The sequence below is a fragment of the Nocardia salmonicida genome (assembly GCF_036142455.1).
GTDB classification, from domain to species: Bacteria; Actinomycetota; Actinomycetes; order Mycobacteriales; family Mycobacteriaceae; genus Nocardia; species Nocardia salmonicida.
In genome coordinates this window covers 6,178,750-6,199,002 of sequence record NZ_CP108014.1, presented here as the reverse complement: position 1 = coordinate 6,199,002, position 20,253 = coordinate 6,178,750, and the positions used below count along the sequence as shown (strand labels likewise).

Sequence of the window (20,253 nt, the reverse complement as noted above, 5' to 3'; positions counted from 1 at the left end):
CATGTTACAGAGAGCCCCCGCTCAGTCCTCCCGCAGCAGCGGAATGACAGGCGCGAATGCGTCCATCTGGGTGGGAAAGATGCCCACATACGACATCGAAGTGAGTTGCCGCACACGCTTGACCTGTTCGGCGATTTCCTCGAACGTGCCGATCGCGATGTAGGGCGAGCTCAGGATTTCCTCGACGGTCAGTTCGACGTCGACTTCGAGGTCGGGATGCAGGCCGCGTTCGATCGCGCGCAGCGCCATCTCGGCGGTCTTCTCCCGGTCGTCGGTGATGACGATAGCGGTGATGGCCCAGTTCAGCTCGATGTCGGCGAACCGGTCACCGGCAGCGGCCTTGACGATGTTGACCTTCTCGATCGTCTTCTCGAGCGTGATGCCCGAGAGCAGACCCTTGCCGTTCTTGGTGGTCTGCGGCACGACCGAGACGATGTCGGCGTGCTTGGCCGCCAGTGCCAGCATCTTCGGACCGCCGCCACCGGTACACAACGGCGGGCGCGGGCCCTGCCGTGGGCGCGGAGTGCCCTTGATGCCACGCACCTGGTAGTGCTTGCCCTCGAAATTGCACTCCTGACCGCGCAGCAGCGTGTCCAGGATGGTCAGCGACTCGTCGAGCTTCTCCAGCCGGATGCCGGGACGCTCGAACGGGATGCCCGCGTTGTCGAACTCTTCCTTGATCCAGCCCGCGCCGACGCCGACCTCGAGCCGTCCCTTGGACAGGACATCGAGGGTGGCCAATTCCTTGGCGACCACGACCGGATGGCGTAAACCGTTCGCCAGCACCGAAGTGCCGAGGCGGATCTTGGAGGTGGCTTGGGTGAGTGCGCCCAGCGCGGCGATCGGGCCGATCTGATCGCCCAGGTGATCAGGAACGAAGAAGGTGTCGTAACCCATCTCTTCGGCTTCCTGCGCCGTCTGAACGAACTTGCGCGCGCCACCCTCCTGCTTGTTGCCCTCTCCGGCCGCTCCGAAGCGGAACGGACGCAGCGGCGTACCCAGCGCGGTCAATTCACCGACGGGTGCGGCAGCTTCGGTCATGAACTCTTCGCTCCTGGCTGGTGTGTACTCGGGCGCAATTCCCAGCGCACTTTACAGCGTGCGAGCGATCCGGCGTGCGGATGTCACAGCGAGGCATGATCCATGGCAATCATGCCCCCACTGTGACTGTGACAACTCCGTCAAGAATGGGGCGGATGCGGTGCGTTCTCGATGAGCCCCGCAGCCCAGTTGACCGTCCATTGGGTCGCCGTTGTGCCGTCGCCGTCTACCGGATTCGAGGCGTACAGCGCGTGCACCGGGTTACCCGCGGAGCGGATCAGCGCCGCGAGGCTGCCCAGCGCGTTGGCCGGATTGAGTGCCTGGCGTGGTGCGTCACAGATCATGTCGCCGGGTGCGCAGACGGAGTTCACCTTGGGCGCCAGCGTGCCGAAACCGCCGGGGCGGGGACCGGTCATGCTGATGCCGGGGACGTTGACGCCCTTGAGCGCCACCTCGGCGCCCTCGCCCGCCGGCGGCGGGTCGCCGATCTCGGTGGGCTGACCGGGACCGGTCGCGGTGCGACGGCCGTCGGCGATCACCGTCACGCCGAGCACATTCGCTTCCGGGATCGGGCCGTTGCCCGCGCCGATCTGCGCGGCGACGTCACCGGCGATCACCGCGCCCTGGGAGAAGCCCGCGATGACGAAGTTCGTCAACGGGCATTCCTTGTGGCGCTGAGCCAGCACGTCGGTGGCGCGCGCGGTGCCCTCGGTGCGGCTGTTGTTGTAGGAAGCCTGGCCGTCGGGCGGGAACGCGATCGGGTTCGAGAACTGCGCCACGTACGGAACCGTGTACACCTCGAGCCGGTTGTCCGGGAACTGCGCGCGCAGGGGCCCGGAAACGCTGAGCATCAACGAGATCGGGTTCGCCTGCGGGTTGTACGGATCGTCGGCGCTCGACGACTCCCAGGTGCCCGGGATCGAGAGCAGCATCACATCGGGGCAATCCGCCGACTGCGAGGTCGGCGGCGGCGGGCCGGGCGGCGTCGGCCCCGGCTCCTTCAACCGGCCCGCGAGCAGGTACCACAGCAGCACGATGACGATGATCGCCAGCACGAGCAGCGCCAGCACGGTGAAGCACCCCGCAGGCCAGAACCCGCGGGAGCGTCGCGTCGGTCGGGGCGTCACTAGCAGTAGGTGGAGTTCGCGGCAGCGATGTAGATCTGTGCTGCCTTGTTGACATCCATCTTCGACGCGTCGAATGACGGGTCGGTGCCCGCCATCGCGCCGACGAAGGTGGCCACATCGGCGTCACTGGCACCGGTGCCCTTGGTGGAGCAGATGTAGGTCGCCGTGGTCAGCGCGGTCGTCTGGTCGCCCGGGGTGATCCCGTTCTTGGCCAGTTCGTTCAGGAACGCCTTGTCCTTGCCGGTCGCGGGCGCGGCGGCGCTGGTCTGCGGGAGCGGTGTCGGCTCCTCGGCGGACGCACTGGTCTCCGGTGCGGTGCTCGACGGGGCCTCGGCCGGCGGCTCGATGACCACGGGCGGCGTCGTCGTCACCTTCGCGGCCGCGCTGGTGGACAGGGTGGGCGTCTGCGACGCGGTCGAGTCGTTGCCGCCACAGGCGGACAGCAGGGCGACGGCAGCCAGGGCCGCGACCGATCCGGCTACCTTGCCAGAGATCCGATGCATGAAGATGTCTTTCCTCGATCGTTCGTCAGGGAAGCGGTCGCAGACCAGGCTAGCCGGACAATCGGCGGTGCCGGGCACCGAGCGGCGAAGCTCAGAGAGTTCTCAGCCCGAGATCACACCCCGTGTACTTCGGATTTGCCGTCTCGCACCACGATGAACCCGGTCTGAAAGTTCTGCTGGATTCCGCCGGGAACGGCGAACTCGTCACTCACCGGATACCCGAGTCTGCCGTTTTCGAACCCCTGCGCCCCCCAGGTGTCGGCGAGCGCGCCGTTGCGCACCGACCACGCGCCCGACAGCGGGCTCCAATAGATATTGCCGCCCTCGAACCGGCTGTAGCGCCCGAGATCCTTCAGCGGCGCCTCCCCGGCGACCGGGAAACCGAGCGGGCTGTTCTCGAAGCCGAGCTGGCTGTACTTGTCCAGGACGAAGCCCTGCACCCGGTGTGCGCCGGTGGCCGGGCTGTAGAACATCGGGCCGTTCTCGAAGGCCTGTACCGAGCCTGCACGGCTGGGTGTCGGCGCCTCGGCGGCCACCGGATAGCCGGCGGGACCGCCCTCGTAACCCTGCTTGCCCCACTCCTCGAGGAACGCGCCGCGCATCACCTGCGCGCCGGTCTGCGGGGTCCAGTAGATCGAGCCGCCTTCGAAGGTCTGCATGCGGCCGCGCCCGTCGGGCAGACCGCGCTCGTCACCGTTGGGCAGGCCGAGCGGCGAGGACGCGCCGCCGATACCGGCGTAGGTGCCACCGATGCGCCCCGCCACCGCGTGCGTGCCCGCCGCGGCGGAGTGGAATACCCGACCGTTCGGGAAGTCCTGCACCATTCCGGCGCCCGCCGGGTACTCGGCGGTCAGGCAGTTGCCCAGCCAGTTCGCGGCTTGCGCGACCCCGCCGATCGCCCCGCCCAGCGCGCAGGTCGAGCCGCCGGGATCGGTACCGAGCGCCGCCGCGGCCTGTGACCACGACTGCCGCATCTCGAAATCCCAGTACGGCCACGTGTGTGTGCCCGCGGGCCGGTAATTCGCCTGCACCGGAATCGCCAGCTTCTCGAGCTTGGCGACGAAATTCTGAGTCGACAGCCGCGAGAGGATCTCCAGGCCGGTGCCTGCCCAGTTCTCGCTCATCAACGGCACTTCCCCGAGCTGATCGTGCGAGCCCGCCAGTCCGCTGCCGCTGGAGACGTACATGCTGACGCCTTTGAGCTTGTCGGCCAGCTGATAGGGGTCGTGCGCGTCCCACTCAGGGCTGCCCGGCGGGCCCCACATCGCGCCCGCGTCGAAGCCGCCCGCGTCCTTGTTGGCGAAGGTGATCGCCTGCGGCATACCGAGCGTTGTCGTGGTGAGCAGGCCCGAGTACGAGGCCACGTATTTCATCAGCCCGGGGTTGCGCCCCGCCAGGTTCATCGCCGCCGTGCCACCCATCGAAAGTCCCTGCACGCCACGAACATCCGTGGTTCGCCAGTCACGTTCCAGGATCGGCGGGAGTTCCTTGGTCAGGAATGTCTCCCACTTGTAGGTGAAGCCGTTGTCGGGCGCGAGCCAGTCCGAATACCAGCTCGACTGGCCGCCGACCGGCAGCACCACATTGACATTCTTGTCGGCGTAGAAGCCCTCGGCGTCGGCGTCCTTGGTCCAGCCGTTCTCGTCGTCCTGCGCGCGCAGACCGTCGAGCATGAGCATCATCGGGAACTTCGCGTCGGGCCGCGCATTCCAGTCCCGCGCCAACAGCATCTGCACCTGGATCGGGGTCTTCATGGCGGCCGAGTACACCCACAGCGCCACTCGCCGGTCCGAGAGCCAGTCCACCCGCTGTACCCCGGACACCACCGGTTGGGCCTGCGCGGGAACGGCCACAGCAGGCGCGAACAGCGCCGCCGACATGGCCGCGATGCCGAGGATCCGCCGCATCGGCGCTGAGACACTATGTACCGAGACACGATGTTTCATCACACGCGACCTTCCTCATCCCGGAATTGGGACACAGCCTCACCGTCGGTTGTACCGCAGTCAGCGGCGATAACTGGGGAGGACACGCGAGGGATGGATACAGCAAAAAGACCGGCCCACCCTGGGGGTGAGCCGGTCTTCAGGAAGTTGCTGGGCGGAAACTACTAGGCGCCCAGTGCATTCAGGATGTGCGGACGGGCCTTCCACAGCTCGTCTTCCCAGTACTTCCACGAGTGGGTACCGGAGGCACCGACGTCGTAGACGGCGTTGATGCCGAGGGTGTTGAGGCGACGCTGGAACGCGAGCGTGCTCACGAACGAGATGGCCTCGATGCCCATCGCGGTGGCCGTGTTGAAGGCGGCACCGGCACCGGCAGGGTTGTCGTGCTGGGCGGGCAGGCCGTTGGCCGAGGAGATGAACAGCGGCAGGCCGCGCAGCTCGGGGGCGAACACCATCGGGTCCATCCGCAGCCACGCCGAGCTCCACGGAGCGGCCATGGCGTCGACGTTGAAACGGCCCGCGTCGAGCATCATCACGCGGATGGCCTCACGCATGCCGGGGGCACTCCAGTTCAGCGGGCCCGAGAGCGAGGACGCGTGCTTGAACTGATCGCGGTTCAGAGCGGCGAGGCGCAGCGCCGCCGGACCCGACATCGACAGGCCGAGCACCGCGTTGTTCTTGCGGGACACACCGTAGCCCTCGAGGAAGGTGGGGAGCTCTTCGGTCAGGAAGGTCTCCCACTTGTAGGTGGTCTTCTGACCGTTGGTGTTGCTGGCGGCGGTCCAGTCGGCGTACCAGCTGGACTGGCCACCGACCGGCATCACCAGGGTGACGTTGTCGTTGCTGAACTGCTGCATCGCGTTGGTCTCGAACGACCAGGCGTTGCGGTCGTCACGGGCGCGAAGGCCGTCGAGCAGGTAGAGCGCGGCGTTGCCGCCGTTGCGCGCCCACTGCACCTGGACCTTCACGGGGCCCATCTTCGAGGGCACCATCAGTTCTTCGTAGCCACCGGCCGGTGCGCGCAGCGCGGGTGCCGACACCGGTGCGGCGAGCGCGGTCGGGGCCGCTCCCGCGGCGATCGGCAGCACAAGGGCTGCAGCGCCGACAGCTAGAATTCGATTACGCCAACTACGAGATGCCGGCGCGACGGCCTTGCCGAAACGCATGTGAATTCCGCTCTCTTTCTGCTGTTATGGCATGCCAGACACGCTGGCCGCCGCCGACACGGCCCCGACAGCCCGGTCGATCAGACGGATGAAACAACGATCTGGTCACACTTACGCTCGCTGGAGGATATTCCACGCGCGAATTAACTGCAAGGGCAGTGACATTGGCGGCTGGCGCCGCGGGGTTTTCGGCCCTGCGGGCCTCGAATCCGAAGGGCGATACTGCGCCTTCGGCGTTCCGTCTCGCCCTTCGGATCCGAGGCGGCCGAAAACCCGTGGCTGTCGAGTTATTTGCGTGGCGTGGTCGTCATATGAACGTATTGTTCAGTCGCTGCGGTGGTCCGGGCAGACAGAACCGGCACCGCAAGTCTCGCGGTGCCGGTTCCGTGATGTTCACCCGATGTTGGCGGACAAATCCGGGATCATCCGCAGGGCTTCGTCATTCCAGTTGTTCCAGGCGTGGATGCCGAAGGCCGGGAAAGAGTAGGTGACGTTACGGGCGCCGAGCGTCGCCATCCTGACTTCGAAAGCCCGAGTGTTGGCCAGCGCCAAGGCTTCCAGCGCCATCCCGTTGACGGTGCCCATGTTCGGGCCGTCGGTACTGGTCGGCAAGCCTGAGCCCGCCGCTATCCACAGCCGGGTGTTGTTGCCCACCAGGTTGGGGGCGAACACGAACGGATCCATCCGCAGCCACTGTGGGCCCCACGGCGGTGCCATGGCGTCCACGTTGTAACCGCCCGCGTCGAGCATCGCGATGCGAATCGCCTCGCGCATGCCGGGGGCCGAGATGTTCAGGTAACCGGAATACGCACCGGCGAAGGAGAATTGGTCCGGGTGGTAGGCGGCCAACGTCAGTGCGGCCGAGCCACCCATCGACAGACCGAACACACCGTTGCGGAACCGGTTGAAGCCGAGGCGGTCGGCGAGGGCGTTGCGCAGGTCGCCGGTGAGGAACGATTCCCACTGGTAGCGGTAGCTCTTGCCGGGTCCACCGGACAGCGCGTTGCCCGCGCCCGAACCAGAGGACGGCGCGCCGTTGCCGGGAATGCCGAAGAAATCACTCGGCGCGTTCCAGTCGGCGTAGAAGCTGGACATACCGCCGACGGGCATCACCACATTGATATTCGCCGCGGCCAGCGCATTCGGGATATCGGTTTCGATCTCCCAGCCGTTGAGATTCTCCGGTGCGCGCATGCCGTCGAGGACGTAGACGACGCGGTTGGTGTTGCCGTCGGCGGCGCGCAGCACGCGCGATTTGATCGGACCCATCCCGGAATCGACCCAGAAATCGAAGGCATTGCCGTTGAATCCGGCCGAGGCAGGCGCGATTCCCCCGGTAACAGCCGTCGCGATCGGAACGAGCAGAGCCATGGATACGCCCGCGGCCCAGCGCCGAGCCCACGAACCAGGGGCTGCGGCCTTCACGGGCCCACGCTTGCGGCGCAGTGTTCGCATTCGACTAGACCTTTCTCGCAGACCGAACGCGCAAATCCCGAGCTACGCAGTCGGATCCCTCATCGGACGTCGATGGGAATCGATCCAGGGCAAAACGGACGATTCAACCTCGACGCATGCTCTCTGTGTATTAATCGGTGACGAATGGTCTACATGTTGCTGGAAAGTGACCCGGAGCACAACTCCCGGTGATCTGTCGCACATGATTCGTCACCGCGTGTCGCTCGGATCGTGACGAAAACGAGGAAACCGCCCGGTGCGACGAGGCACCGGGCGGCTTCGGGTCTTGCGGGTTCGACTAGCCGATGTTCGCGGAAAGGTCCGGGATCATGCGGTTGACTTCGGTCTCCCAGTTGCGCCAGTTGTGCACGCCGGTGATCGGGAAGTCGAAGTGGGCGTTGCCGCCGCCGAGGGTGGCCATGCGGACCTGGAACGCGCGGCTGTTCACCATCGCGAGCAGCTCCAGCGGAACGCCCTGGACGATCTCCATCGGGTTGGACACATCGCCCGCGCCGGGGATACCGCTGGCCGCGGAGACCCAGATGCGGGTGCCGTTGCCGACCAGACGCGGGGCGAAGACGAACGGGTCCATGTGGAACCACTGCTGGCCCCACGGCGGCGCCATCGCGTCGATGTTGAAGGCACCGGCCGAGATCATCGCGACACGCATGGCTTCACGCATACCGGGCGCCGAGATGTTCAGGTATCCGGAGAACGAGCCCGCGAAGCTGAACTGGTCGGGGTGGTAGGCGGCCAGCGTCAGGGCAGCGGAGCCACCCATCGACAGACCGAACACGCCGTTGTTGTTGGGATTGAAGCCCAGGCGCGCCGACAGCGCGTTGCGCAGGTGGCTCGTGAGGAAGGTTTCCCACTTGTAGGTGTTCTTCTTGCCTGCCACCTGGGTGGGCGCTACCGATGAACCGGTCATCGACGATCCGGTCGCGGCCGAACCGGTGGAGCTACCACCCGAACCGGCATCGAGACCGAAGTAGCTGCTCGGTGCGTTCCAGTCGGCATAGAAACTGGACTGGCCGCCGACCGGCATCACGACGTTGATGTTGGCGTCCATCAGGGCGCGGGCGACATTGGTGTCTTTCTCCCAGCCGCTGAGGTCGTCGCCCGCACGCATACCGTCGAGCGCGTACACGACCCGATTGGTGTTGCCATCGGCCGCGCGGAAGATCCGCGACTTGATCGGGCCCATCTCCGAGTCGACCCAGAAGTCGAAACCTGTGGGATCGAAAGCCGCCGTCGCGGTGCCGGCGGGACCGGCCACCGCCGCACCGATCGGCAGCACTACAGCCAGGGAGAGAAGCACCGATCGTTTGAGCCAGCCGGCTCCCCGGGCTCTGAGACGTCCGCCACGCATTCTGTTATGGGCCTTTCCTCATGCGGTTCGCGCGGAACCGCGGTTGCAATGACCGCCGACTGATTACCGGCACACCAGTGCGCCGACGGGCCGTTCCTCCAGTGACCATATCGCTACATCGATAGCTTGGCGTTACCGAAAAGTGATTTAGCGGCGAACGCCACTAAATAAGCGCTGGCCAGCCGGTGTAAGTCATAGGTCTAGGGGTACTTATACCGACCGACCGGGCCGATTCAGCGCGGGGGTTCGGGGAACGGGTCGATGAGACCACAACGCTGGATCTCGTACTTGGGGATCCGATCGATTCGGTACTTCGAAAACGCCAGGGCGTTGCGGAAGTTGTGCTTGAACCGGGCGAAGGTGAGCGGCTCGCGGACGGAGACCATCAGCGCCTGGGTCTGCGGGCACGACATCGCCGTGCGCGCCTGGGTGACCCATTGTTCATCCATGTACCAGGGCATCCACGGGTGGATGTCGACCATTCCCGAGTCGGCCACCACCCAGTCGGGCAGCAGGCTCTTGTCGTGGCCGATGCGGCCGTCCGCCAGCCGGTCCGAGTGTGCGGCAAGCGGGTAGGCCAGGCCCATCGGGTCGATCACGCGCACGTCGAGCGGCACGTTCATGCTCGTCATGCCCAGGTTCAGGAAGTAGACCGTGTGCCCGGAGCCCCCATCGGGGATCGGCTCCGGCGGCGGGTCGAGGTACCAGAACGTGAACGCGGGCGAGTTCAGCAGCAGGCCGCCCTTTGGGTTAGCGGCGATGTCGTTGACCATGGCCCGCATCCGCGGATAGTCGAGATAGTCCTCGGCCCGGATCGGGTGGTCTTTGCCGGTGTTGAGCACGTAGTAGATGCGCTCGTCGACGATGCCCGACGAGCGGATCTTGGTGCCGGTCGTGATCGCGGTCGTGTTCGACGCGTACAGCGACCAGCCCGCGGTGCCGAGCAGTGCGATCAGCAGCGCCACGACCGACCAATCGGCCTTCCCGAGGCGCGTCGGAATCGGCAGCACAGCCACCGGCAACAGCAGCAGGAACAGCTGGGTGAGCAGCATTCGCCCGTGCATGAAGTCGCCGCCGACGCGCACCGCGTACACGGTGAGCAGCAGACCGCTGCCCAGCACCATCACGACCACCGCGCTCGGCGAACGCAGCCACGCCCGCACACCCGCCACCGACAACCTCGGCAGCGCGAAGCCACGCGCGATCCCCGCGACCACACCTGCGATCAGCAGCACGAGCAGCGGAATCCACAGGTAGTACGGTCCGACCAGGTCCCACAGGTAGGTGGCCCCCTGGCCCCACTTGGCTCCGCCCGCGTCCTTGGCGACCGCGGTGTTCGGATAGGGCAGGCCGTAGTAGCCCATCCGCCAGATCTGGTAGCCCACCGGCACGATCCCGGCGACGAGCACGATCAACGCGCGCAGCGCGACCGGCCCGAACCGGAACTGCGGCATCGGCGTCAGGAAGATCATGCCGAGCGCGAGCACGCCGATCAGCGTCGCCTCGGGGCGAACCAGCGGCGCGAGCCCGGCCAGGAAGACCAGGCCCAACAGGCTGGGCACGCGAACGACAGCGGCCTGGCTCCAGCGGATCATCAGCCACCACAGCAGCCCGACCCAGCAGATCACCAGACCGCTCTCCAGCCCGGAGGTGGCGTAATCACGCGCGGGCGGCAGTGCGATGTAGACCAGCACACCGGCCGGAATCAGCAGCTGACCACTGGTTCCACCCCACAGCCGCGCGGTGCCGAGCATCGCGAACACCACCGCGAGCACCGAGACCCCCAGCGCCACCCCGAGCACCACGTACTCGAGACGGGCCTGGGTGAGCCAGGAGAAGAACCAGATCAGGTAGGTCCACGCGGTACTGGTATTGGCCTCGACCCGCTCGTCGACATTGAAGACCGGGCCGTTGCCCGCGAGCAGGTTGCGGACCGTGCGCAGCACGATCAGGCCGTCATCGGCGATCCAGCGCCGCTGCCACGCACCGACCGTGAACAGCACGGCCGTGATGACCACCCCACCGACGAAGATGGCGCGGGACAGAACCGAGGAACGCGCATCGCTACGCGGCGACTCGTCGTCGCGTAGCTGCTCGTCTTCGGTTGAATCCTGCTCCGCTACCAACATCTCGTCAGGTGAGATAGACAGCGACACCTACCGCTCCGATCCAGGCAATAGCGAGGAACTGCAGGATGCGGTCCCCCAACGCGATCTCTTCGGGTTCACCGGCCTCGCCACCATCGACGTCGACCGCGTAACGCAGGATTGCGATGGTAAACGGGATCATCGAGATCGAGTACCACTGGGTGTCTCGAGCCGAGTCCTGCTGGAATGCCCAGAGGCCGTAGAAGACCACGACGGCGGTGGCCGCGAGCGTCCAGATGAAGCGCAGGTAGGTCGGGGTGTAGTACTCGAGCGACTTGCGGATCTTGGCGCCGGTGTCCAGCGCGATCTGCAGTTCGGCGTAGCGCTTGCCCGCGGCCATGAACAGCGATCCGAACGCCATGATCAGCAGGAACCACTGCGAAAGGGCGATGCCCGCCGCCGCGCCACCGGCGACAGCGCGCAGGAGGAAGCCAGAGGACACGATGCAGATATCGAGCACGGCCTGGTGCTTGAGGCCGAGGCAGTACGCCAGCTGGATGCCGATGTAGATCGCCATCACCACGGCCAGATGCCACGACGCCAGGAACGAACCGGCGATCGAGCCGATCAGCAGCACGGCCGAGAGGGCGTAAGCCAGGTTGACAGGAACGACGCCCGCGGCGATCGGCCGGAACCGCTTGGTCGGGTGGGCCCGGTCGGCGTCGACATCGAGCGAGTCGTTGACCAGGTAGATGCCGGAGGCCGCCATGCAGAACACGACGAAGGCGATCGCGACATGCACGAGCACGCTCGCGTCGCCGACCGCTTCCGGTCCGACGGCCAGTGGTGCGGCGAGCACCAGGACATTCTTCACCCACTGACGTGGGCGCATGGCCTTGATGACACCACCGAGCAGCGTCTTCGGCGGGCCCTTCACAGCACCCTCGTCAAGGACGGCAGCGGACGGTTCTTCGCTCATCTCAGCCAAGGTTCTTTCAGTTGCGGTCACTGTCGGAGTCTCTTTTCGGCGGCTAGCACGGCAGCAGCCGACGCGGCCCCCAAAGCGGAACCGGCGATCACGTCGGAAGGGTAATGCACCCCGAGCACAACTCGGGACAGCAGCATCGGTGGGACGATCACCGCAGGCAAGGGTAGCCCGGTCAGGCGACCGAGCAACACCGCCGCCGCGGTGGTGGACGTGGCGTGCGAGGACGGGAAGCTCAACTTGCTCGGCGTCGACACGTTGACCTGCACCGACGGATCATTGGGGCGAGGACGCCGCACGATCCGCTTGATCACGATGGACGCGGCGTGCGCGCCCACAGCGCCGACAGCGACACCGGCCCACTGCCGACGACGCGGCTTGTCGACCAGCCAGCCCGCGGCGGCGATGCCGACCCAGCCCAGCGCGTGCTCGCCGAAATGCGACATGCCGCGCGCGGCGGAGACGACGGCCGGGTTGTTGCCGATGGTGCCCTGGACGGCGTTGAGGATCGCGACCTCGACCGGGACCTCGACGTAGTCGCCGCTGCAATCGCAGCCGCCGCAGCAACCTTCGTCGGCCAGTTCGAGCTCGGGCAGTTCGGTGTCGGTCACTTCTCGGTTCCGTTCAGGCCGAAGGTCTTCTCCCACGCCGCCGTGCTGGTGAGCTCGGCGTGCGCGGCCCGGTAACGCTGCTGCATCTCCGGGAAGCGGGCGGTGAGTTCCTTGCGCAGGCGCATCGCTTCCTTGAGCAGGTCGCGGGCCTGACGCGGGTCACGCTTGCGGTAGACGACGCCGCGACCGTCGGCGGTGGTCACGGTGACACCGTCGACCTGCGAGAGCAGGTACCAGCGCGCGTCCAGCGTCGGCACGTTGAGCTGGGGCGTCTCGTAGGCGGCCGGATCGGCCTTGCGGAAGTTGTGCACCACGCCCTTGGCCAGGCGCGCGACCTTGGCGAGCGGGTTGCCCGGTTCGCCGACCGCGCCGACACCGTGGCGATTGGCCAGCGGCAGTTCGGTGGACGAGGGCACCACGACCGCGTCCGGGAACTCCTTGCGCATGCCGTGGATCTTGCCCAGCGCGGTGGGGAGCAGGTCGAACAGACCCTCCGGGCCTGCCAGGAAGTCGCGGATCGCCTCGTTCTGGATGGCGACCGTGGAGTATTCCAGGCACAGCAGGTGCTTGAGGGTGGCCTTGATCGTGTTCACGATCATCGGCTTGCCGTCACCGGGCAGGTGCAGGGAGGCGACCACGAGACGGTTGCGCAGGTGGAAGTACGCCTGCCAGTCGATGGCGTCGTCCTTGTCGGACCAGGCCATGTGCCAGACGGCAGCACCGGGAAGGGTGATGGTCGGGTAGCCGGCGTCGCGCGCGCGCAGGCCGTACTCGACGTCGTCCCACTTGAGGAACAGCGGCAGCGGCTGGCCGATCTGCTCGGCGACCTGACGCGGGATCACGCAGGTCCACCAGCCGTTGAAGTCGACGTCGATACGTCGGTGCAGCAGCTTGGAGTTGTCGCGGTCCTTGAGCGGGTACTTCGAGAAGTCGTGGTCGTATTCGACATTCGGCGCCGATGACCACATGAAGATCGAGCGATCGACGACCTCGCCCATGCTGTGCAGGTGCGAACGCTCCTGCAGGTTCAGCATCTGCCCGCCGACCAGCAGCGGCGACTTCGCGAACCGGGAGAACGCGAGGGCGCGCAGGATGGAGTCGGGCTCGATCTCGATGTCGTCGTCCATGTAGACGATGTACTCGGCGTCGGTCTTCAGCGCCTCGTACATGACCCGGCTGTACCCGCCGGAGCCGCCGAGGTTGGGCTGGTCGCAGATGGCGAGCCGGTCGCCGAGGGTCGCGGCGGCTTCGGTGAAACCGGGCTCGTCGACGACCTTGCGGTTGCCCTGGTCCGCGACGATCACCGCGGCGATGTTGTTGAGCACCAACGGATCCGAGCCGAGCGCGCCGAGCGTCTTGACCAGGTCGGTGGGGCGATTGAACGTGGGCATGCCGACCGCGATGGAGCCCGTCCCCGGCGCTTGCTGGGGTGCGTACCAACCGCCGGACAGCAGCGTGACGGCTGTGTCGGTGGTGATATCGAACCAGATCCAGCCGCCGTCCTCGAACGGGCCGAGATCGGTTTCGAACTCCACGTCCACCGAGTCCGCGCCTTGCGCGACGGCGAACTCCTTGCCCTGCACGTGAATTCGCGAGCCGTCGGCCTTGGAACGGTAGACGTCCACCCGGCCGTGCCCGGCCAGTTCCAGGCGAAGGACCACCGACTTCAGCACACTCCAGCGACGCCAGTAGCTGGCGGGCAGCGCGTTGAAGTAGGTGCAGAACGACACCTCCGACTCCGCGCCGATCGACAGCGCGGTGCGGCTGGTGGCATGCGCGCGACGGGCGTTGGTGGTGGATTCCTCCAGGTAGAGGGTCCGCACGTCGAGGGGCTCACCCGGTCGCGGCAGGATCACCCGCTGCAGCAGCGAGATGGCGCGAGTTTCGGTGGTCACGTCTTCGAGCATCGCTTTGGTCATGCCTCGTCCACCAGCGCCGCGCCCGATTCGAGGTGCGGGCGGAGCACGTTCTCGAACATGCTCAGCGCCGAACCGATGGCCATGTGCATGTCGAGGTACTGGTAGGTGCCGAGACGGCCGCCGAACAGCACCTTCTTCTCGGCGGTCTCCTGCTTGGCCCGCTCACGGTAGGCCAGCAGCTTGGCGCGGTCCTCCGGGGTGTTGATCGGGTAGTACGGCTCGTCGCCGGTCTGCGCGAAGCGGGAGAACTCGCGCATGATGACCGTCTTGTCGGTCGGGTAGTCGCGCTCGGGGTGGAAGTGGCGCGGCTCGATGATGCGGGTGAACGGGACATCGGCGTCGTTGTAGTTCATCACCGAGGTGCCCTGGTAGTCGCCGGTCTCGAGGACTTCGGTCTCGAAGTCGATGGTGCGCCAGCCCAATTCGCCCTCGGCGTAGTCGAAGTAGTGGTCGAGGGGGCCGGTGTAGACGATGGGGGCGTCCGGGTTGGCCGCGACGATCTCGTCACGCACGTCGAACCAGTCGGTGTTCACCCTGACCTCGATGAGGTCGGAGGCGGCCATGTTCTCCAGCCACTTGGTGTAGCCGTTCTTGGGCAGGCCCTCGTAGGTGTCGTTGAAGTAGCGGTTGTCGAAGGTGTAGCGCACGGGCAGGCGGGTGATGTTGCCCGCGGGCAGTTCCTTCGGGTCGGTCTGCCACTGCTTGGCGGTGTAGTCGCGGATGAACGCCTCGTAGAGCGGGCGCCCGATCAGCGAGATCGCCTTCTCCTCGAGGTTCTGCGCGTCGGCGGACTCGACCTCGGCGGCCTGCTCGGCGATGAGCTGGCGGGCCTCTTCCGGGGTGAAGTAGCGGCCGAAGAACTGCGAGATCATGCCGAGACCCATCGGCAGCGGGTACGCCTGGCCCTTGTGCAGCCCGAACACCCGGTGCTGGTACCCGGTGAACTCGGTGAACTGGGTGACGTAGTCCCAGACCTTCTTGTTCGACGTATGGAACAGGTGCGCGCCGTACTTGTGGATCTCGATACCGGTTTCCGGTTCGGGTTCGGAGTAGGCGTTGCCACCCAGGTGGTAGCGGCGGTCGATCACCAACACCCGCTTGCCCAGCACGTTCGCTGCACGCTCGGCGACGGTCAGCCCGAAGAAACCGGAGCCGACCACGATCAGGTCGTACTGGTTTGCCGGGGCGTTGGAATCTGCGTTGACGGAATTACCCGAGGACGATGCGGCGGTCACGGGTGCCCAGCGTATCGGAAGACCACCGTTTGTCCCGGCGGAGTCTCCGACCACGCTTTGACCAGGGCCGATTCATCCCAGATGAAAGTGACCGACCCCGAGTCCACCGTCAGTACCCCTGAGGCGGGTACTGCGGGTAGTGCTGATAACCGCCGGACCGCCCTGCTCGGATCCAACGGCCCGTGGACGGAGCGGCCGCCAGGACCAGGATCAGGAGGGGGATGAGGCTGGTGATGATGCCGCCGATCAGGGTGACCGCCGGCTCTTCCGACCCGCTCGAGACCGCCGCCACGATCGATATCGCGCTGAAGATCAGGGCAAGCGTGGACAGCAGGATGAGAATCACCCGGCCCGCGGTCTTGCGACGGAACAGCAGAATCGCGCCGAGCAACCACAGCAGGCTCACCGCGGCCCCGACCAGCAGGCTGACGGCTGCCGCGGATCGAACCTCGTCCCCGGCGGCGCGGCCGGTGTCCTCGCCGAACAGGAACGCCGCGGCGATACCGAGGCCGCCCAATGCGATCAGTGACAGCAGCAGTGAGATCACCGCGGCGGTGATCGCCGTGCCGCCGCCTGCTCGCGGCTCACCGTAGCCCGGTGCGTACGAATAGGGTGCGCCGTAAGCCGGTGCGCCATAACCATTTTGGACGGGTGCGCCATAGGGCTGCGGGTAACCCTGCTGACCCCCGTACGGGTCGGGCCCGTAGCCGGGTTGCGCGTACCCCTGTCCCGCGTATGGGTCGTGGCCCTGCTGTGGACCGTACGGATACCCCATGGTGTCCCCCTCCTGACAAGCTGTACCTGTGGCCGCATCTCGCGTCGCGGCCTCGCAGCACCCGCCGCGGCGATGCTGACCTGCTGAAACTATACGTTCGGTCCGACAACACTTTCCGGGCGAGCGAGGGTGTGCGCCGCGGTCTGCGGCAGCGCCGCGGCCGACAGCACGAGCCCACCGAACACCGCACCCGAAAGTGCCGCCGCCCAACTGTGATTCACGATCGCCGTCACGGCACCGGGTACCCCACCGAGGCCGATCAGAAGCGAACGAACGACGGATTCGTCGGCGAACCAGTGGATCCCGTACCCGGAGTCGTAGTTCACGAGCGTGGCGAGCAGGCCGAGGACGCCGAGGGCGAGTTGCGTGCCCGCGGCGACCATGATCACCCATCGCCCGGCCTCGTCCCGCCGCGCCACAAGCACGCCGCCGTAGACGAACGCGAACACCGACACCAGCGCGCCGAGCGTGGCGAACAGCGTCAGCGAGTCGTCGAGCTCGCCCGGATCGCTCAGGAACGACCGCACGAGAACCACGGCCCCCACCAGATTCGCCACCGCGGCGCACCCCGCGAGGCACACGGCCACGATCGCCGCCACCTCACCGCTCTTCGACTTCGTCTCCAGCACGACCATCCCCCGACCGTATCCCGGACAGCCTCAACGCGTAGTGGTCCAACGCCGCGTCGGCTCGCTCAGACTGAGCGCGAGGATCACCACATTGACGATCAACCAGAAATCCAGCGGCCCGACCCCCCATCCATGGCTGGCCCCGTTGAGCACGATGACCAGCAAGGTCGCCCCCGCCATCACCGCCGCCGTGCTGAGCAGTAACCGCCTGCCGACCATCCGTCGCCGCAACAGCAGCATCGCCCCGACCAGATAGACCACCCCGAGCCCACCCACGATCCCAGCGCCCACGTAATCGAGGTCGATCTCGCGCCCTGTTGCCCGCAGTACGGCGGTCGCCGTGCCGACGAAGATTCCCGCCGCGCCGACCAGCACCCCGAGCCGGCCCGCGATCAGCGCGGTCACCGCTCGCGAAGGCCGCTCCGGCCGCACCTGTTCCACCACTGCCCCCGCAAATCTGTCGACGTCGCCGTCAGTTATACGGCGGAACCGGCGGGTGCGGGGTGTTCGACTGTGCGAGCTGGGCGTTCGGCCCGGAATCAATCCATCGTTGACTCGATGGGAGCAGCGCGGCGAGCAGAGTCCCGCACGGGAGCAGCGAGTACAGGACGAAGAACACCAGCTCGTCGGAGCTGGCAGACATCGACGCTGCGCCCCAGAGCGCGAATATCGCGAGCCCGCTACCGATGATCACCATGTTCAGTCCGCGCGCACGCCGACCGAGCACCAGGACTCCGCCCAACCCGAGCAACACCGCGAGCACCGCGCCGACCGCGAGGTCGATTTGATGCTCGAGCATCTGGAGATTCCAATCGACGGGCAGTTGCGACTGTTTCCATCGGGTGGACGTAGCGTGCAGAGCCGAGAGGGCCGCCGCGGCTCGGCTCAGCCCGAACAGCCCGACCACGACGGACCCGATGCCGCCGAGCAAGACAGCGACGGGCGGACTCGACAACGATTCGCTCTTCTGCGGCACATGACCCTGCGGTCCTTGCTGGTCATCCATCGCTCCCCCTCGCGACCTCGTGCAGCACATCATTCGGTCTTCGGCAGCCTAGTGTCCTCGACGACAACCGCACCCGGACACCGACTGCCCGGGTGCGGATGCCCGCTCGGAGTGCGACCGCCCGCCCACCAGCCCGTCAGGCGGGATGCGCTGCGACGTAAGCCCGGAAGGCTTCCAGGATGTACTCGGCAACGCCTTCGCCGTGCACGTCGTAGTTGCCGCGGAAGCGCGGGTCGGCGACGTACATTTCGCCGAGGCCGAGCAGGTATTCGTTCGACACCGGCTTGCCCTGCGTGCCGTCACCGAGCCAGGCACGATGCCGGGCGACGATCGCCTGGACGACGTCGCCTTCCACGGGAAGCCCTGCGGTAAAGGCCTTCCCGAAGTCGGCGGCGATGTCGAGCTGGGTCTGCTGGAAACGCTTCTTCTCGGCATCGGTCAGCGAGCGCCACCAGCGATCACCGCTCTCGTAGGCCTCCTTGCCCCAGCGCTCGGTGACCTCGTCCCTGTACTGCGTGTGGTCGAAACCGTCGAAAACCTCTGCGGCCATAAGCGGTTCACCTCTTTCCGTCTTGTGCAAAGTGGTCGACACCGACTCGATCTGCCGCGCCACCCGATCCTGCTGCTGCCGAAGCAGTTCCAGGTGGGTCCGCAGCGCACCGGCGGTGTCCTGTTCGCCGGCGAGGACTTCGGCGATCACGGGAAGGCCGAGGCCGAGTTCGCGCAGCAGCAGGATTCGCTGCAGTCGAACGAGAGAGGTCTGGTCGTAATAGCGATAGCCGTTGGCCCCGATCCGGCTCGGCTCCAACAGCCCGAGCTGCCCGTAGTGGCGCAACGTACGACTGGTGGTTCCCGCGGCCTTCGCGAGGTCCTGAATGGACCATTCACCCACCATGACCTGCTCCCTTTCTCGCCGGTTCCTCCACTCTGCAAGTTGACGCTACGTCAAGGTCAAGACGCGAAGCCGACTTCGACCTCCACCGTGTCGCGCTCGGTGTACATGCGCCACAACCGCGCGCCCAGCTCGGCATTACCGATCCGCGGCAGCACCAGCCCGGCGGGCACGAGGTCGGGATTCGCGTCGATGACCGACTGGACCGCACTGTTCTCGATGAGCGAGCCGATGGCGAACAGCCCGACGTAGACACCGGTGCCTTCCACTTCGCGCGCCAACTGCCGCACGTAGGCGCGCTGCGCTCCCAGCGCGACCCCGACATTCGCCAGGTAGGGCTGCAAAAACTCCTCCGAGGCGCCGGAGGTGAACAGCAGCGTGCCACTGCCGCGGGCGATCATCGCGGGCAGCAAGGCGCGGGTGAGAAGGATCGGCGAGTACACCTTGAGCGCGATCGGTAGCTCGAGTGATGGCAGGTCGACGTCGATGGTGGTGGCGCTGCGTACCGACATGTCGGCGGCCGCCGAATGCAGCGCGACATCGATCGGCCCCAGCTTCTCCTCGACCCGGCCGACCACGTCGAGCACTTGCGCGGGATCGGTGACGTCGGCGACGAACGGTTCGGCATCGATGCCCTCCGCGCGCAGGGCCGCGGCGCGCTCTACCGGTTCGCGGCCGATCACCGCGATCCGAAAACCGTTGCGGCCGAAGTGCTGTGCCGTCCCGGCGCCGAGTCCTGGTCCGTAGCCGAAGATCGCGAGCGTACTCATCAGGTGCTCCTAAGTTGAGTGTTGGTTCAAGTTATGCCGAACGTAGCACTAAGTTGAACCTATGCTCAAGATATTTCGACCACCAGATTTGTAGGATCAGCGGATGCCCGAGGACAAGCCGTTGCGCAGCGACGCCGAACGCAACCGCGCCGCGCTCGTGACGGCAGCCCGCGAGGTCTTCGAAGAACGCGGCCTCGACGCCCCGCTCAAAGACATCGCCGCCCGCGCGGGCGTCGCGATCGGCACCCTCTACAACCGTTTCCCCACCCGCGACGCACTGATCGCCGCCGCCGCCGCGGACCGCCTGGAAGCAGGCGGCCGGGTCGCCGAACAGGCACTCGCGCTCACCGACCCGTGGGAGTCGTTCGTCTTTCTGGTCGAGAAGATCTGCGAACTCCAGGCGGCGGACCGCATTCTCGGCGATCTCGCCCTGCGAAATCCCCCCAGCGCCGCCGTCGAGCGCGCACGCGAATACGGCCACGGCCTCATGCGCCGCATCATCGCCCGCGCCCAGGAGGCAGGCGCCCTGCGTCCGGACTGGACCCTCGAAGACATCGCCTTCATCACCTGGTCCCACATCAGCGTTCTCGCCGCCACCAGCACCGTCGCCCCCGACATCTGGCGGCGCAACCTCGCCCTCATCTTCGACGGCCTACGCGCGAAAGCCGCGCACCCCCTGCCGGTTCCGGCCCTCACCGAGGACCAGTTGATGCAGGCGATGCGCGGCTGACCCGATC

At 66.6% G+C, this 20,253-nt stretch carries 19 protein-coding genes; 1 reads left to right on the top strand and 18 read right to left on the bottom strand.

All coding sequences use genetic code 11. The annotated features are described in order from the left end of the window. Positions 1–21: 21 nt before the first annotated feature. The 18 genes from OHS03_RS29000 to OHS03_RS28915 form a co-directional block, all read right to left on the bottom strand. A complete protein-coding gene (locus OHS03_RS29000; RefSeq protein WP_056822285.1) occupies positions 22–1,041 on the bottom strand; it encodes an LLM class F420-dependent oxidoreductase in 1,020 nt (339 codons plus the stop codon). A 140-nt stretch (positions 1,042–1,181) separates the two neighbouring features. Next, positions 1,182–2,174, bottom strand: coding sequence for a cutinase family protein (locus OHS03_RS28995; protein WP_405151468.1), 993 nt, complete (start codon positions 2,172–2,174; stop codon positions 1,182–1,184). Beyond that, positions 2,168–2,671: a DUF732 domain-containing protein gene (locus OHS03_RS28990; protein WP_328658438.1), complete on the bottom strand. Its 504-nt coding sequence runs from the start codon at positions 2,669–2,671 to the stop codon at positions 2,168–2,170. Before OHS03_RS28990 ends, OHS03_RS28995 begins: the two co-directional genes overlap by 7 nt. Before the next feature lie 113 nt (positions 2,672–2,784). Next, a complete protein-coding gene (locus tag OHS03_RS28985) occupies positions 2,785–4,578 on the bottom strand; it encodes an alpha/beta hydrolase-fold protein (protein WP_328658437.1) in 1,794 nt (597 codons plus the stop codon). Between the two features lie 203 nt (positions 4,579–4,781). Next, on the bottom strand, positions 4,782–5,783 hold the full coding sequence (locus OHS03_RS28980) for an alpha/beta hydrolase (protein WP_328658435.1): 1,002 nt from the start codon (positions 5,781–5,783) through the stop codon (positions 4,782–4,784). A 393-nt stretch (positions 5,784–6,176) separates the two neighbouring features. Further along, a complete protein-coding gene (locus OHS03_RS28975; protein ID WP_328658433.1) occupies positions 6,177–7,238 on the bottom strand; it encodes an alpha/beta hydrolase in 1,062 nt (353 codons plus the stop codon). Between the two features lie 298 nt (positions 7,239–7,536). Beyond that, complete coding sequence (locus OHS03_RS28970) at positions 7,537–8,607, bottom strand: alpha/beta hydrolase (protein WP_328658432.1); 1,071 nt, start codon at positions 8,605–8,607, stop codon at positions 7,537–7,539. 233 nt (positions 8,608–8,840) lie between these two features. Next, complete coding sequence (locus OHS03_RS28965) at positions 8,841–10,736, bottom strand: arabinofuranosyltransferase AftB family protein (protein ID WP_328664460.1); 1,896 nt, start codon at positions 10,734–10,736, stop codon at positions 8,841–8,843. 4 nt (positions 10,737–10,740) lie between these two features. Continuing rightward, positions 10,741–11,673, bottom strand: a complete 933-nt coding sequence (locus OHS03_RS28960; RefSeq protein ID WP_056822319.1) for a decaprenyl-phosphate phosphoribosyltransferase — start codon at positions 11,671–11,673, stop codon at positions 10,741–10,743. Positions 11,674–11,699: 26 nt separating this feature from the next. Next, positions 11,700–12,188: a phosphatase PAP2 family protein gene (locus tag OHS03_RS28955; protein ID WP_056822783.1), complete on the bottom strand. Its 489-nt coding sequence runs from the start codon at positions 12,186–12,188 to the stop codon at positions 11,700–11,702. Between the two features lie 98 nt (positions 12,189–12,286). Then, positions 12,287–14,209, bottom strand: a complete 1,923-nt coding sequence (locus OHS03_RS28950; protein WP_328658430.1) for a glycosyltransferase — start codon at positions 14,207–14,209, stop codon at positions 12,287–12,289. Then, the gene (glf, locus tag OHS03_RS28945) at positions 14,206–15,444 is read right to left on the bottom strand and encodes a UDP-galactopyranose mutase (protein ID WP_328658427.1); all 1,239 of its coding nucleotides are present in this window, start codon (positions 15,442–15,444) and stop codon (positions 14,206–14,208) included. The genes OHS03_RS28950 and glf overlap by 4 nt, the downstream gene beginning before the upstream one ends. Positions 15,445–15,553: 109 nt before the next feature. Continuing rightward, positions 15,554–16,219, bottom strand: coding sequence for a hypothetical protein (locus OHS03_RS28940; RefSeq protein WP_328658425.1), 666 nt, complete (start codon positions 16,217–16,219; stop codon positions 15,554–15,556). Positions 16,220–16,308: 89 nt separating this feature from the next. Continuing rightward, on the bottom strand, positions 16,309–16,854 hold the full coding sequence (locus OHS03_RS28935; protein WP_062989430.1) for a hypothetical protein: 546 nt from the start codon (positions 16,852–16,854) through the stop codon (positions 16,309–16,311). Between the two features lie 24 nt (positions 16,855–16,878). Next, the gene (locus OHS03_RS28930; protein ID WP_328658423.1) at positions 16,879–17,289 is read right to left on the bottom strand and encodes a hypothetical protein; all 411 of its coding nucleotides are present in this window, start codon (positions 17,287–17,289) and stop codon (positions 16,879–16,881) included. A 31-nt stretch (positions 17,290–17,320) separates the two neighbouring features. Beyond that, positions 17,321–17,854, bottom strand: a complete 534-nt coding sequence (locus OHS03_RS28925) for a hypothetical protein (RefSeq protein ID WP_328658421.1) — start codon at positions 17,852–17,854, stop codon at positions 17,321–17,323. Positions 17,855–17,990: 136 nt separating this feature from the next. Then, positions 17,991–18,749 carry a MerR family transcriptional regulator gene (locus tag OHS03_RS28920; protein ID WP_328658419.1) on the bottom strand — a complete coding sequence of 253 codons (759 nt, stop codon included), beginning with the start codon at positions 18,747–18,749 and terminating at the stop codon, positions 17,991–17,993. A gap of 56 nt (positions 18,750–18,805) precedes the next feature. Next, positions 18,806–19,516, bottom strand: coding sequence for an SDR family NAD(P)-dependent oxidoreductase (locus OHS03_RS28915; protein WP_328658418.1), 711 nt, complete (start codon positions 19,514–19,516; stop codon positions 18,806–18,808). A 103-nt stretch (positions 19,517–19,619) separates the two neighbouring features. On the opposite strand from OHS03_RS28915, the gene OHS03_RS28910 reads away from it, so the two are divergent. Beyond that, a complete protein-coding gene (locus OHS03_RS28910; protein WP_328658416.1) occupies positions 19,620–20,246 on the top strand; it encodes a TetR/AcrR family transcriptional regulator in 627 nt (208 codons plus the stop codon). The last annotated feature ends 7 nt before the right edge of the window (positions 20,247–20,253 follow it).